Origin of the sequence: Hydrogeniiclostridium mannosilyticum (assembly GCF_003268275.1) — a bacterium.
GTDB lineage: Bacteria > Bacillota > Clostridia > Oscillospirales > Acutalibacteraceae > Hydrogeniiclostridium > Hydrogeniiclostridium mannosilyticum.
This window is the reverse complement of record NZ_QLYR01000001.1, coordinates 550,561-565,600: the sequence shown is the minus strand read 5'-3', so window position 1 is coordinate 565,600 and position 15,040 is coordinate 550,561. Positions and strand designations below refer to the sequence as shown.

General features: G+C 55.0%; 11 protein-coding genes. 6 read left to right on the top strand and 5 right to left on the bottom strand.

Annotation, left to right across the window (positions count from 1 at the left end; all coding sequences use genetic code 11):
• Positions 1-84 precede the first annotated feature (84 nt).
• From DPQ25_RS02655 to DPQ25_RS02640, 4 genes are read left to right on the top strand one after another with little or no spacing between them, the layout of a single operon-like run.
• A complete protein-coding gene (locus DPQ25_RS02655) occupies positions 85-1,386 on the top strand; it encodes a hypothetical protein (protein WP_112331618.1) in 1,302 nt (433 codons plus the stop codon).
• A gap of 57 nt (positions 1,387-1,443) precedes the next feature.
• On the top strand, positions 1,444-2,181 hold the full coding sequence (locus DPQ25_RS02650; protein ID WP_112331617.1) for a tyrosine-protein phosphatase: 738 nt from the start codon (positions 1,444-1,446) through the stop codon (positions 2,179-2,181).
• Positions 2,182-2,197: 16 nt separating this feature from the next.
• On the top strand, positions 2,198-4,429 hold the full coding sequence (locus DPQ25_RS02645; RefSeq protein WP_177576802.1) for a glycoside hydrolase family 95 protein: 2,232 nt from the start codon (positions 2,198-2,200) through the stop codon (positions 4,427-4,429).
• Positions 4,430-4,468: 39 nt separating this feature from the next.
• Complete coding sequence (locus tag DPQ25_RS02640; RefSeq protein ID WP_112331615.1) at positions 4,469-5,935, top strand: sulfatase family protein; 1,467 nt, start codon at positions 4,469-4,471, stop codon at positions 5,933-5,935.
• Between the two features lie 159 nt (positions 5,936-6,094).
• Here DPQ25_RS02640 and ispE read toward each other — a convergent pair whose 3' ends face one another.
• The 5 genes from ispE to DPQ25_RS02615 all read right to left on the bottom strand — a co-directional run bounded on the left by ispE (position 6,095) and on the right by DPQ25_RS02615 (position 11,322).
• A complete protein-coding gene (gene ispE, locus DPQ25_RS02635) occupies positions 6,095-6,973 on the bottom strand; it encodes a 4-(cytidine 5'-diphospho)-2-C-methyl-D-erythritol kinase (protein WP_112331614.1) in 879 nt (292 codons plus the stop codon).
• Positions 6,974-6,991: 18 nt separating this feature from the next.
• A complete protein-coding gene (locus tag DPQ25_RS02630) occupies positions 6,992-8,131 on the bottom strand; it encodes a DUF362 domain-containing protein (protein WP_112331613.1) in 1,140 nt (379 codons plus the stop codon).
• A complete protein-coding gene (locus DPQ25_RS02625) occupies positions 8,128-9,324 on the bottom strand; it encodes a pyridoxal phosphate-dependent aminotransferase (RefSeq protein ID WP_112331612.1) in 1,197 nt (398 codons plus the stop codon). Before DPQ25_RS02625 ends, DPQ25_RS02630 begins: the two co-directional genes overlap by 4 nt.
• The gene (locus tag DPQ25_RS02620) at positions 9,296-9,781 is read right to left on the bottom strand and encodes an Lrp/AsnC family transcriptional regulator (RefSeq protein WP_112332014.1); all 486 of its coding nucleotides are present in this window, start codon (positions 9,779-9,781) and stop codon (positions 9,296-9,298) included. Before DPQ25_RS02620 ends, DPQ25_RS02625 begins: the two co-directional genes overlap by 29 nt.
• A 143-nt stretch (positions 9,782-9,924) precedes the next feature.
• Positions 9,925-11,322, bottom strand: a complete 1,398-nt coding sequence (locus DPQ25_RS02615) for an AI-2E family transporter (protein ID WP_112331611.1) — start codon at positions 11,320-11,322, stop codon at positions 9,925-9,927.
• Between the two features lie 288 nt (positions 11,323-11,610).
• On the opposite strand from DPQ25_RS02615, the gene DPQ25_RS02610 reads away from it, so the two are divergent.
• Complete coding sequence (locus tag DPQ25_RS02610) at positions 11,611-12,942, top strand: MATE family efflux transporter (RefSeq protein ID WP_112331610.1); 1,332 nt, start codon at positions 11,611-11,613, stop codon at positions 12,940-12,942.
• Positions 12,943-13,195: 253 nt separating this feature from the next.
• Complete coding sequence (locus DPQ25_RS02605; RefSeq protein ID WP_242978194.1) at positions 13,196-14,908, top strand: alpha-L-rhamnosidase-related protein; 1,713 nt, start codon at positions 13,196-13,198, stop codon at positions 14,906-14,908.
• Positions 14,909-15,040 lie beyond the last annotated feature (132 nt).

Here is a 15,040-nt window from a genome sequence, read left to right as displayed (position 1 = left end):
AGAGATGAATAATACTTTACTTTTATGAATCAAAATGCTATGATGGGCTCAATCGTTACTCTTGAATTTGAAGGGGGAGTTTTTGTGCAAAAGGTTCTGGAAAAGAGCTGTGAAAAAGTCATAATCGGCGCTTGGAGTGTGCCGCTTTCTCAGGTGCTTTCGGACGAAGGCTGCCGGCGGCTCAAGGACCTCGGGTTGGATTTTATCTATCTTGACATCGGCGCGCGCCATGAATATGCCCAGCAGGCGCTGGACCAGTGCCGTAAATACGGACTGGGGCTTTTTGCCTTTGATGCAAAGGCCGCCAACACGCCGATGGACCGCTACTGGTCGCTGCAGGACTCCGTTTCGGACTATGTGGCGCATCCCGCTCTGTGGGGAACCGTCCTGCGCGATGAACCAGGAATCTATGATTTGCCGCGCCTGGGCCTGCTTGCAAAAGCTTATCAAGCGTTCAGCGCTGAAAAAATGCCGGTTATTAATCTGTACCCTTCTTATGCCAGCGAAAAGCAGCTGAACGGCGTAACGTACAGGGAATATCTTCAGCGCTATGCCGCTGAGGTGGATGTGCCCTATTTGTCCTATGACCATTACCCGCTGTATGGGGACGGTACGAAGACGTGGGTGCAGGACCGCTACCTGTCGGATTTTGAAACGGCCTCGGACGTCTGCCGGCAATATAACCGCCAGCTGTGGTATTTTATCCAGACGTTGGGCTTTAATAAAATTGTGCGGGAGCCTAACGAGCAGGATATTCGCTGGCAGGTATACTGCGCGCTGTCCTTTGGCGCTCGTATGATTCAGCTCTTTACTTATGGATCGCCCGGGGATGAGAATGGCAGTACAGGCGACGAAGTTTTTGAGCTGGGCCTGATAGACCGCCAGGGGGAGAAAACTCCGCGCTATGAGATGGTGCGGCGCGTACTGCGGGAGCTGCGTCAAATAGAGCCGGCTTATCTTACCTGCCGCCATGCCGGCAATATGGTTTATACCGGCGCTGCCTGTGCCGGAGGGGTGGAGGAAGAGGTGGATATTACCTTCCCCGGCAAGGTGGTAAAGGTCAAACGGCAAAAAAACTATTTGGAGCTAGAGCATCCGCTTAGCTCTTTTGGCCCTATTCTCGGCCTGACGGGAGAGGGCCCGGTCATGGCGGGCTGCTTTACCAGGCAGCCCGACGGGCAAGCTGCAGGCCGGGAGCGCAGGGCTTTTACACTGGTGAACATGGTGGATCCCGGTGAGCGGAAGCGGAACAGGGCAACCGTTTCTTTTGCCGGGCCGGTGCGCCTGCGCATCTGGTCCTATGGCGAGCCGCGGGAGCTGGAGGTGGAAAAAGAGTGGTCCCCCGAGCTCGACTGCGGCCAGGGAATTTTTGTGGAAATACTGTAATACTTTTGCCGGATAGGAAAATCCACAGCGAAAATTTAGAAGAACAGGAGTCTCAGCATGAATATCAATACCGATTGCCACTTGCTTCCCATGGAGGGGGCGTATAATATCCGGGATTTGGGCGGCTACCCGGCCGAAAACGGCGGGGTGACGCGCAAAGGCCTTTTTTTCCGGGCGGATAACACGGCAAACCTAACCCCAAAGGACGTTGATTTGCTGCGGGAAAAGGGTGTTTCCCTTTCGATTGACCTGCGCTCCCCCAAGGAGACGCAGGACTGGCCCTCCAAGCTGAAGGGATGCGCGGGAATGCGTTACGAGAACATTGTGATGCTGGATGAAATCAGCTCTAACGGCTTTCGGGGCAATTTTCCCGCCTCCATGGCTGAAATGTACATCCGCAATCTCGACGGTGCGCGGGATTCCTTCGTTCAGGTATTTCGGCTTTTGATAGAAAACAGCGGTGCTGCTCTTTTTCATTGTACAGCCGGGAAGGATCGCACGGGAATGGTTTCCATGCTGCTGCTGGAGCTTGCCGGGGCGCCGGATGAGGTGATTGTGGCGGATTATGCCGCGACAGAGCGGTATATGCAGCCGGTATTTGCCAAGCTGGTGGAGCAAATGAAGGGGATCGGTGTAGATGTTCCAGACCATGCCCTTCGTTCCGAGCCGGACAGCATGTGGCGGCTTCTGGCGCACCTGCGCGCAAAATACGGCAGTGCGCGGCATTATCTGGAGGCTGGAGGAATCGCGCCAGCGGAGCTTTCGGCGCTGATTGCCCGATTTGTGGAGTACTGATATTGGAGTGAATATGTTGGATAATAAATTGTGGTACAGGAAGCCGGCGCAATATTGGGAAGAGGCCCTTCCGGTCGGCAATGGGCACATCGGTGCGATGGTATTCGGCGGTGTGGAGCGGGAGCGCATAGCCCTGAATGAGGACACCCTTTGGTCGGGCTACCCGAAGGATAAAAACAACCCGGAGGCTCGCCTCTATGCGCGTGAGGTGCAGCGCTGCCTTAAGGAAGGCCGTTTGGCGGAGGCGCATCAGCTTGCCAACGCGCATTTACTGGGGCAGTGGACGGAATGCTATCTTCCCTTCGGAGACCTCCTTTTTTCTTTTTCAAATAAAGATACAAAAGTACAGGATTACCGGCGAGACCTGGACCTTTCCAGCGGTGTGGCAACGGTAAAGTATAGCGCGGGGAAAGCGCAGTATGAACGGACGGTTTTCTGTTCCGCGCCGGATCGGGTGCTGGTCCTGCGTCTTACGGCAAAGAATGGCGCCATGAATGGAACCGTTACCTTTGGCTGCCAGCTTCAGCACCGGGTTTGGTGCGAGGAGGGGCGGCTTATCCTCAGTGGAATTTGCCCGGAGGTCTGCTACCCGAATTATTGTAAATATGTGGACGACGTGCGGTATGGAACCTTTGAGGAAACAAAGGCGATCCGCTTTGAAGGCCGTGTTGCGGCGTATGGAAAAGGGGTTTCTTACGAGGATCAAGAAATCGTGTTAAAAAATTGTAAGGAGTGCACGCTGCTGGTTTCGCTGGCAACCTCCTTCCAAGGCTTTAACCGCTTGCCGGATGGCGATGCACCGGCGCGGGCGGAAGAACGGCTGCGGGCCGCGGAGCAGTATTCCTTTGAGGCTCTGCTTTTGCGCCACCAGGAGGATTTCACGCCGCTGTTTGAGAGAGTGGAGCTGGACCTCGGTGGTGAAAGTCGGGCGGATTTGCCCACGGACGAGCGGCTGCAGGCCTTTGCAGACCATCCGGGGGACCATGCCCTGACCGTCCTGCTCTTTCAGTATGGACGGTATTTGCTGATATCCTCCTCGCGTCCGGGTTCGCAGGCCGCGAATTTACAGGGAATCTGGAATGAGCACCTGCATGCGCCCTGGAGCTCAAACTATACCATTAACATCAATACGGAAATGAATTATTGGCCGGTCCATACCGCGAACCTGTCGGAGTGCGACGCGCCGCTGCTGGATTTAATCGATCATATCGCGGTCAACGGCGAAAAGACAGCGCAGGCTCATTACGGCTGCGGCGGCTGGGTCTCTCATCACAACTCGGATTTATGGGCCCAGAGCGCACCGGTTGGCGATGTGGACCCGGACACCTATTGCATGCCGTTTGCCATCTGGCCGATGTCCAGCGGCTGGCTCTGTGAGCATCTGTGGGAGCATTACCGTTTTACCGGGGACAGGGATTATCTGAGAGATAAGGCATTGCCGGTAATGCTGAAGGCCTGTGCGTTTTATCTGGACTTTTTGACAGAGGGGCCGGATGGCTGCCTGGTGACGGCGCTGTCAAGCTCGCCGGAAAATACCTATTTGGCACAAGGCCGGCCGTATAACCTGGACCTGGCCCCGGCGATGGATATTGAAATTTTACAGGAGCTGTTCCATAATACACTTCAAGCGCTTGAGGAAAGCGGGCAAGACTGGGAGCGCCGGAAGGAGCTTGAAAGCGCGCTCAGGCGCCTGCCGCCCTTAAGGATCGGCAGGAATGGCGCGCTGCTTGAATGGCATGAGGAATATGGGGAGCAGGAGCCGCAGCATCGCCATGTTTCGCTGTTGTACGGGCTGTATCCGTCCGACCGTATTACGCCTGAAGAGACGCCCGAGCTGGCTGGGGCCTGCGAACAGGTTTTACTTAATCGGGGATTTGGCGGAACGGGCTGGAGCTTGGCGTGGAAGGTTTGCTTGTGGGCGCGCTTGGGGAATGGTAACAATGCCCTGCGCCTGATACAAAACCAGCTGAGCCCGGTTCCTGCAACCGAGCGGGACTGTATGAGCGGCGGCGGGAGCTACCCCAATTTGCTGGACGCGCATCCGCCCTTTCAAATTGACGGGAATTTTGGTATTACGGCGGGTATTGCCGAAATGCTGGTACAAAGCCATGGAAAGACGCTGAAGCTGCTGCCGGCGCTGCCGGACAGCTGGCCGGATGGCCATGTCCGCGGACTGAAAGTACGCGGCGGCTGGACTGTAGATCTGGAATGGAGAAACGGAAAGGTGACCAATTACACAATCCGCTGACATGGTTGGACTGTGCTGCGGAAAATGGGGGAATGAACAGTGGTAAAAAAACCGAATATACTGATCATGGTGACGGATCAACAGCGCGGCGACACAATTCATGCGTTGGGAAATGAGTGGATACAAACCCCAAATTTGGATCGCCTGTGTGCGGAAGGGACGGCGTTTACCAGCGCATATACGCCGTCGCCTGTTTGCGTGCCGGGGCGCTGCTGCTTGTATACGGGGCAGTATACGCATCATAACCGCTGCTATGACAACGGTTACCCGATGCCGGACAGCCGCTTTTTGATGGAGGAATTCCGGGATGCGGGGTACGTTACAGAGGGGGTCGGCAAAATGCATTTTGCGCCAGACCCCGGAGCGTTGCACGGCTTCCAGCATCGGTACCGCCAGGAAGAGCTGGTGGAGCATATTGAGGATGACGATTATCTTATCTATTTGCGCGACAAGGGGTACCGCCATGTTTTTGAGCCCTATGGCCAGCGCAGCGAGCTGTATTATATTCCGCAGCTATCCCAGCTCCCGGCGCAGGACCACCCGACGCAATGGGCTGGGGACCGCGCGGTGCGCTTTTTGCAGGAGCGTGAGAGGGGGCAGCCGTTCTTTTTAATGGCGAACTTCATCCACCCTCATCCGCCGTTTTCACCGCCGACGCCCTGGAATAAGCTTTACCGTACGGCGGATATGCCTGGTCCATTGTCTGTGGAAAAACCTGAGGAATGCCTCACCTATTACAATCATTTTCAAAATATCTACAAATACCGCTCGCGCGGGATCGACGAGAATTTAGTCCGGACACTCCGGGGTTTTTACTACGCCTGTATATCCTTTGTGGATTACCAGGTAGGCCGGATTTTATCCGAACTGGAGCACCAGGGTATTTTGGACGATACCATTATTGTCTACACGTCGGACCATGGCGAGATGCTGGGGGATTACAACTGCTTTGGCAAACGCAGCATGCTGAATTCGGCCAGCAGGGTTCCCATGCTTGTGCGTTATCCGGCGTTATTTGAGCGCGCAGCGGTATGCAGGCGGCCTGTGAGCCTGGTAGATGTGGCGCCCACTGTTTTAAACGCAGCGGAAATCCATTTCTCCATGGAGTTGGATGGGGAGGATATGGCTGGAGTGGCCCGGGGTAAAAGTTCCCGCCGCTACGTAATGGGCGCACTGGAGAAGGGCCCTAGGGGCCTGTATATGCTTACGGACGGCGCCTGCAAATATGTTTTCTCCGCGCCGGATGGCCAAGCATATTTCTTTGATGGCGCTGAAACGGAGAATAAGCTGGAAGCCTGCCGGGAGCAGGCCGAGGTTTTCAGGCGCGAGCTGATTTCCATCCTGAAGACAGCGCCGGATTGTGAAGCCGTGGATGGAGATGACTTCAGGCATTATCCGGTTCTGCATGCCGTTGACAGCGACAGTGCCCTGCTGTTCCAGGATAACCCCGCCTTCCGGGATCAGGAGTTTTGCCTGCCCGCGCCCTATCAATTCAGGAGAAGGTAGCAAACTGCGGTCCAGGCTACAGAGAATAAAATATTGAATTGGCTATATGAAAAATAATATATAGCTAAAATAGATGCTCTGTATTGATAGCGCTGGGCTTGTTTAAAGGCAACGCCCCGAACCTTTTTATAGGGTTCGGGGCGTTGCCTTTTACTGCTTTTAGGGAGTATTTATCTCTAGCTCAGGAAAACAGTAGGCGGGAACCGGACGGCAAACGCAGGCAAACAAATCTTTGGGAAGAAGTTCCCTTGCCGCGGCAGCCTGCGTCCCGGTCGCGAACAAGGCAAAAACGGCCGAACCGCTGCCCGTCATAGCTGCACCTAATGCGCCGGCCTTCCGCAGAAGCTCCTTTAAATGGGAGACCGCGGCAATGGGGAGAATATCCTCGAAGTCATTACCGAGGGCCCGCCCCAGGGCGGGCAGATCCGACCGCTTCAGAGCATCTATGACGCCGCCGGTATAGCCGCGCGGCGGGGAAGGGCGCTGATCGGCTCGGCGAAAAGCCTCCGCCGTGCCGACTCCAATCGCAGGCTTGCAGACCACAATGGAACAGCCGGGCATATCAGGCAGTGGTGAGAGACGCTCACCGGTTCCTTCGGCTAGCTGAGAGCCGCCGACAACACAATAAGGGACGTCGGCGCCGATTTTGCTGCCAATGTGGCACAGCTCCGCCACAGTCAGAGGGGCTTTGTAAAGCTGGTTCAGGCCGCGCAGTACAGCGGCGGCATCCGAGCTGCCGCCAGCCATACCTGCCTGGGATGGGATTCGTTTCTCAATGTGGATTTCCACCCCTGAACTCCGGCCGCCGGCCGCATGCAAAAAAGCCTCCGCGGCCCGGTATGCAATGTTCCCTTTGCCGGAGGGAATACCCGGGTCATCGCACAAGAGTGTGACCCCGGCTTCCCGCGGGATCAGGGTGACAGTGTCATGCAGTGAAACGGATTGCATGACCATGCGCAGGTCATGGTAGCCGTCACTGCGCCGTCCAAGGATATCCAGGCTCAGGTTGAGCTTTGCATAGGCTTTTTGCTGTAGCATCCGTCATTCGTCCAATCCTTACAATTTAAACAGCGGCATCCGCTTGATGTCTATGACGTGCTGCGGGCACATCTCGTGGCAGCAGTAGCAGCGGATGCAATGGCTGTAGTCGATCCGTGCGCGGCGATTCTCAAGCTTAATGGTATGCTGCGGGCAGCTTTCGGCGCATTTTCCGCAGCCGACACAATCCTTGGCGCGGATTCGCGGCGCAGGGGTAGCCAGCCGCGCCGCCAGCGGCTGGAGAAACCGCGGCAGATGTTCAATAAAGTTGGAAGTCTTCGATTCCGGCTGAACAAAATCCGGCGCGATAAAGGAGCGATAGTTTTCTCCGATGATTTCCAAGCCGTCTATATCTGCTGGGCAGAGACCCCGGCTGTGCGCTGCCTGCAAATAGGGAATGTCGGCTGTCTTCATGCCAACCAGGCCGGCGCACAGGACGTCCAGGTAAAAAGGGTCGCGTGCGGACAGCAGGGCGCCGACAAAACGGGGATTTCCGCCGCTGGGGCCGTTTCCCTCCATAGCCGTAATGGCATCGACAACGCATAAATGGGGCCGTACGCCGCAGCACAGGTCGACGAGCATCTCCGCAAACGGTGCCTTTTCTGGAAAACGGCAGTGCAGTTCCGGTTTCATCAGGCCCGGCACAACGCCGAACATATTTTTGACGGCGGCGCTCAGGCCCATCATACAGTGCGTTTTCAGCTTGCAGACGTCGACAATCAGGTCCGCATCCAGAATCGGCGCAATCACCTCAAAGGTTTTAGAGACCGCACCGCCGGGGGTTTTCAGCTCCCGGCTGGAGCAATCCTCATTCAGGGCAAAGCCATGGCTCTTCGCCGCATCGGAGTATCCGCACGCGTGGTAACTGGACCGTAGGGCCCCAGGGGTGTACAGGCCGCCCGGGCTTTCCGCCACCAGAACCTCCGCGCCCAGCTCCTGCAAACAGCTGGCCACTGCGGCAACGACAAGCGGGTGAGTGACTACGGCGGCCTCCGGTTTTGATTTCAAGACAAGGTTCGGTTTGATGACCGCTTTCATACCGGGTTTGACAAGCTCTGCTGCGTTCAGCTGCCGAAATTGCTCCTGAATGACCGCATAGATCCGGCGGCTGTCATATTCCTCACAGCTGTTGATGCAAACACGGTTTTCCAGGCTCATGCGTGAAGCTCCTTCAAAAAATGCTCGATGCGTTTGAGCGCCTCGGTAATGTGCTTGATGGAGTAGGAGTAGGAGACGCGTACAAAGCCCTCGCCGCAGGCGCCGAAGGCAGGGCCCGGCACAACGGCGACACGCTCGGAGTAGATTAGCTTTTCACAAAACGCTTCACTGTCCAGGCCTGTGGATCGGATGCAGGGGAAGACATAGAAAGCCCCTTCCGGCTCAAAGCAGGTCAGCCCCATGCGGTTAAAGCCGTCTACAATCAAGCGGCGGCGCAAGTCGTATTGTTCGCGCATGGAGGCAATGTCCCCATCCCCGTTTTTCATGGCCTCAATCGCGGCGTATTGCGCAGTGGAGGGAGCGCTCATAATGGCGTATTGATGCAGCTTTGTCATCTGGCCAATGATTTCAACGGGGCCAAGCGCATAGCCCAGCCGCCAGCCGGTCATGGCGAAAGCCTTGGAAAAGCCGTTGACAACGACGGTGCGCTCCTTCATGCCGTCAATTTCCGCAAAGCTGACATGGGGTTCACCGCCATAGGTCAGCTCGCTGTATATTTCATCGGAGAGCACCATCAGGTTGTGCTTTTTCACAACTGCGGCAATGGCCTCCAGGTCCTTCCGGCGCATGACGGCCCCGGTGGGGTTGTTGGGGAAGGGCAGAACAAGCAGCTTGGTCTTAGGGGTGATCTTGGCCTCCAGTGCCTCAGGCGTCAGGCGGAAACGGTCCTCTGCTTTCGTCTCGACAATTACGGGCGCCCCGCCCACCATCTGTGTCAGGGGGACATAACAGACAAAGCTCGGCTGCGGCACCAACACTTCCTCGCCGGGATTTATCAGGGCGCGGATGCAAAGGTCAATGGCCTCGCTGCCGCCGACGGTGACCAGAACCTGGTTGTCGGCCTTGTATTCCAGGTGATATTTTCTCAAAAACCAACGGGCGATTTCCTCGCGCAGCTCGGCGAAACCGCGGTTGGGGCTGTACCAGGTTTTACCACCCTCCAGGGAGCGGATGCCCTCCTGGCGCACATGCCAGGGGGTGGTAAAGTCGGGCTCGCCGATGGAGAGGGAAATAACATGGTCCATTTCGTTGGCAATATCAAAAAATTTACGGATGCCTGAAGGGGGAATTTGCTGAACCTTTTGGCTGAGTATGGAGGTATAATCAATCACCGAACATGCTCCTTCTTTCATCAATTTCATCTTCGGATTCCATCGCCAGCCCGCCGTCCTTGTAGCGCTTCAGGATAAAATGGGTAGCCGTGGATAAGACCGAATCCATAGGGGATAGCTTTCGGGCGACGAACATGGCAATTTCCTGCATGCTTCGGCCGTTAACGCAAACAGCCAGGTCAAAGCCGCCGGACATGAGGTAGACGCTCTCTACCTCCTCCAGCTGCATGATGCGGTCGGCAATGTCGTCAAAGCCCTTGTCCGGCTTAGGGCTGACCTTTAACTCGATTAACGCAGATGCATGGTTGGAGTCTACCTTTTCCCAATTGATCTGTGTTTGATAGCCGCGAATGATGCCGGCCTTTTCATAGGCTGCGATTTCCTCCTGCACCTGTGCTTCGGTTTTATTGAGCATGGCTGCCAGTTGCGCGCAGCTGAGCCTCGCGTTTTCGCTTAGCAGTGTAAGTAGTTGATCCAACATCCATCTTCCTTTCGTTTCAATTTAAACCGGATAAATTTACCGGGACCTGCCCGCGGCAAAAAAATAATCTCCGGAAAATTCCTCCGAAGATTATTTTACCACACTTTAACGGCGAAGTCACGGCTTTAGCCAAAACAGAATCAGTCTGTTTTGTCCTTTTCGGCGGAAACATGCTCCTCTGTGGGAGAACTGGCGGAGGGATCAGCCTCTACAGCTTCAGCGGAGACCCCCTCTGCGCCGTTTTCAGGGCCGACGGTATTGGTTGACCTTTTACGGCCAAATAGGGAGCGTACTTTACTAAACACCGGTTTGACAGGGGGCTTGGCTTCCTCTTCCTCCGCCGGCTCCCAATCCGGGTCGTTGCGCAGCACCTGTTCATTGGTAATTCCCTTCTGCTGCAAGCTTTTGGCGGTCTGGCGGCGCAGCAGGGAATAGAGCACCGAGCAGGTGGGAATGCCGAGCAGAATACCGGCCATGCCCATCATGTTCCCGCCGACCACAATCGCAAAAATAACCCAAATTCCAGGGAGGCCGACCGAGCTGCCGACAACGCGTGGGTAAATGACATTGCCCTCAAACTGCTGTAGCAGCACCAAGAAAATAATAAAGTACACACTGTACATCGGGTGGACCAAAAAAAGGATAAGCGCGCCGGTAAAGCAGCCAATGTAGGCGCCCATGATGGGGATCAGGCTTGCCAGCGCGACGATCGAGGCAATCAGCAGGGCGTAGGGCAGCTGAAGAATGGACATGCCGATGTAGCATAGGCAGCCCAAAATGAGGGACTCTGTCATTTGCCCCCGGACAAAGCTGGAGAAAATCCGGTTGGCAAGGGAAGAAACATTTAAAATAGCCTTGGCCTTGCCCAGGGGCAGGAAGGCATAAAGCATGCGTTTGAGTGTGAGAATAAACCTTTCCTTTTTCGACAGCATGTAAATAGAGAAGATGAAGCTCATTACCAGCGTTACCATCGCGTTGGCAAAGCCGACGGTGAGGTTGCCGAGCGAGCCCATCACCCCGGACATCACGCCGGTGACCTTGTCAATAATTGACGACCAGTCCAGCTTCAGGTCGTTCAGCTGCTGCTGCGTGATGTTAAAGTCCTGTAAATAAGAGGTGACGGTGTCATAGAGGGACTGCAAGTACCCCGGCACGGCGTCGGTAAGTACTTTTAGGGAATTGATAAGCTCCGGGATAATAAAGAAGGAGATGGCGCAGATCAGGCCGGCCAGAACCAGGAAGGAGAGCAGGATGCAGATAGGCCGGCGGACCCTTTCCCAAAACTTCAGCTTTTTCTTGTTGAGAAACGAGAACACATGAAGCTCAAAAAGCCTCAGGATAACATTCATAACGAAGGCAACGGCAATGCCCAGCAGGAAGGGCCCCAGCAGCCACAAAACATATCCGCCGACCTGCTGCAGCGCGCTTACGTTGAAAAGAACAAAGATTAAAACGATGATGTAGGTGACAATCAGCAGAATTTTCCGTACGACCTTTTGCATAAGCTTGGGGTTATCCAAAAATTCTTCAAGCTTCATAAAGTCCTCCTTGTTTAAAAGTTAGTTGTTCGGGTTAGCGAAAGGTTAGCCTTGTTATTAACCTCCGGCAGGTGGGAACGAGCCCATAAAACACCCTATTATAGTAAGGATAAGTTTACCATAGCTCAATTTCGCTGTTCTGTCAATTCTCTGCGCATATTTTTGTCTAAAAACATGCGCGGGATTAAGGTGCGGCGGGGCTTGCAGTCCGGCGGTAAAGGGCGTATAATGATGGCGCTTGTTAAACCTGGGTTCAATTTTAATGATAGGCCAAAGGAGTTCCTGAGCATGATGTTTTCCAGAAAGGCTGTTTATGCATTGGTACTGCCGCTGATGGTTGAGCAGCTTTTAGGCGTGACCATTGGCATGGCGGACACGGTGATGGTTTCAAGCTGCGGGGAAGCGGCGGTCTCGGGCGTGTCGTTAGTAGATTCCATCAATATTCTGCTGATCCAAATCTTTGCGGCGATGGCGACGGGCGGTGCGATTGTGTCTGCGCAGTATTTGGGCCGCCAGAACCGTGAGAAGGCGAATTTGTCCGCTAAACAGCTGTTTTTTATTGTGGCGGTTCTTTCGTGTTTTATTATGCTGCTTTGCCTGGCTCTGAATAACCCGCTGCTGCATTTGATTTTCGGTTCCGCTGAGGAGAGCGTCATGGCAAACTGCGAGACCTATTTTTTCTGGTCGGCCTTGTCCTACCCCTTTATTGGCCTGTATAATGCGGGGGCGGCGCTGTTCCGCTCCATGAACAATTCAAAAGTTTCGATGCTGACTTCACTGGGGATGAATACTATTAATGTAAGCGGCAATGCGCTGCTGATTTTCGGCTTTCAAATGGGCGTGACCGGTGCGGCAATCGCGACCTTGGTTTCCCGGGTAGTGGGGGCCGCGGTTATGCTATTGCTGCTGCTGAGGCCGCATAATGTGATTTATATTGACACCTTCCGGCGCTTCCGCCCCGATTGGAGAATGGTGCGGACTATTCTCGCCATCGGGATTCCAAGCGGCCTGGAAAATGGAATGTTTCAAATCGGTAAGATTTTAGTCCAGGGCCTGGTCGCCTCGTTGGGAACCATCGCGATTGCCTCCAACGCGGTGGCTGGGTCGGTAGCCGGTATTCCTCAGATTCCCGGTGCGGCAATTGGGCTTGGATTAATCACCATTGTCGGCCGCTGTGTGGGCGCCAATGAGTATGAACAGGCACGAAAATATATCATCCGGCTGACGGGTCTGGCCTATGTTGCCATGGCGGTTCTGTCTGTCGGCCTGATTTTGGCAGCACGCCCGGTTATTCAATGCTACGGGCTCTTGGGCGAAACCTCGGACCTGGCCTTTGAACTGCTGGTTGCAAACTGTCTTGCCAGCATAGTCCTGTGGCCTGCCAGCTTTGTGCTGCCGAACGGCCTGCGCGCCGCCAATGATGTGAAATTTACAATGACGGTTTCCGTGCTTTCCATGTGGATTTTCCGCATTGGCTTCAGCTACCTATTGGTCTATGGCTTTCAGATGGGGGTACTGGGCGTATGGGTCGCCATGTTCATTGACTGGGGCGTGCGGATCATCGCCTTTGTGGCGCGGTTCCTCAGCGGAAAATGGACAGCGAAAAAATTAGCCGATTAAACGGTGTGTGAACCCGAAGGCCGATCGATAAAATCAATATGGGCTGATCGGAACGAAAATAAACGGCCGGGCTCCGAAAGCCTGCGTTCTGCCGCTGCCAAGGCGGCGGGGCCTTTGATAATCCGTAGCAGCGCCGAAAAATATTTTATAATGAAAGAATAAAAGCATTGCTTCTGAAGAGACATTTCGCTATAATACAACTGCAACGGTTCATTTAAAATTAAAGTGTTAAGCAATTAAAGGAGTACGAACAATGGAAATGAAAAATGGTTCCCATATCGCGGATGTGTTTGACGAACAGATCTGTGAAAAGATGGAGGCGGATGACCGCAAGCGTTTTTATATTGCGCCGCAGAAGGTGTTGTGGCAGAGCGGCTCGGTAACCAACAGCCAGGCGCTTGTGGAGAACAGGGCCGCTCAAATTACCGTTGAGCCCAAGGACGGCTGCGTCCTGCACAGCACGGCGGAAAACTGCGCTTCTGTTTTGCTGGATTTTGGTGCTGAAATCCACGGCGGTATCAAAATTTTTACCTGGCTGGCCGGCAGCAAGCACCATGCAAATGTCCGGGTTCGCTTTGGCGAATCCGCCATGGAGGCCATGAGCGAGCTGGGCGGAGAGCAAAACGCCACCAATGACCACGCTGTACGCGACATGGTGGTAGATCTGCCGGATATGAGCATGATCAGCGTTGGTGAAACGGGCTTCCGGTTTGTGCGCATCGACCTGCTGGATCAGGACCAGGATCTGGTGCTGAAGGGGGTAAAGGGCGTCCTGGTTTATATGGACCTTCCCTACGTCGGCTCCTTCCGCTGCAATGATGAACTGCTGAACCGGATTTGGAAAACGGGCGCCTATACGGTGCATTTGAACATGCAGAATTATATTTGGGACGGCGTTAAGCGCGACCGCCTGGTCTGGATTGGCGATATGCATCCGGAAACCTCCACCATTCAGGCTGTTTTCGGGCAAAATGAGGCAGTGCCGAGGAGCCTTGATTTTGTCCGCGAGGGTACGCCGCTGCCAAACTGGATGAACGGCTACCCATCCTATTCTATGTGGTGGATGATCATTCAGCACGACTGGTATGTACATACGGGCGACATGGAGTTTCTGAAACGCCAGATGCCCTATTATAAGGGGCTGTATCAGCAGCTGAGCACCTTTATTGATGAAAGCGGTAAGGACTGCACGCCGGAGCCCCGGTTTGTAGACTGGCCGACCGCGGACAATAAGGAGGCTATCGACGCCGGCTTGCAGGCTCTCCATGTGATGGCGACCCGCAGCGCCAAACGGCTTTTTGAGGCCTGCGGCGAAGCGGAGCTTGCAAAGCAGTGTGAGGCCGACCTTGAAAAGCTGATGAAATTCCGCCCGGCGGGCTACGGCGGAGCCAAGCAGGCGCTTTCACTGATGGTGCTGGCAGGCCTTGCCTCTGCCAGTGAGGCGAACGAAGCCTGCCTTTCTCAGAACGGCGCGCACAGCATATCCACCTTTATGGGCTATTATATCCTGCGTGCCCGCGCCGCCGCCGGTGACATTGAGGGCTGCCTGGAAAATATCCGCGACTATTGGGGCGGCATGCTTTCGCTGGGGGCAACCACCTTCTGGGAGGACTTCGACATAGATTGGCTGGAGAATGCCGCCCGTATTGACGAGCTTACCCCTGCGGGGAAAGTAAATGTCCACGGCGCCTACGGCAAATACTGCTACATCGGCTACCGCCACAGCCTGTGCCATGGCTGGTCCTCCGGCCCGACACCCTGGATGCAGGAAACAATCCTTGGCGTGGAGGTACTGGAGCCCGGCTGCCGCAAGATCCGGGTTACACCGCGGCTTGGCAGCCTGGAGTGGGCAGAGGGTTCCTTCCCGACACCGTATGGCCCGGTGTTTGTCCGGCATGAGAAAAAAGCTGATGGTTCTGTAGAAAGCGATATCAAAGCGCCCGACGAGGTAGAGGTCGTTCGCTGAAGGGGAACCTTCTTTTCACATTGTTATCCCGCGTCCGCCCGGTCCGGCGGCCTTTAGTGAAACAGGCGCGGGGTGGGGGTGCGCTCATCGTCAGGGCAGGTTTGCTTTGGCGATGAATTTTAAATCAGGGGA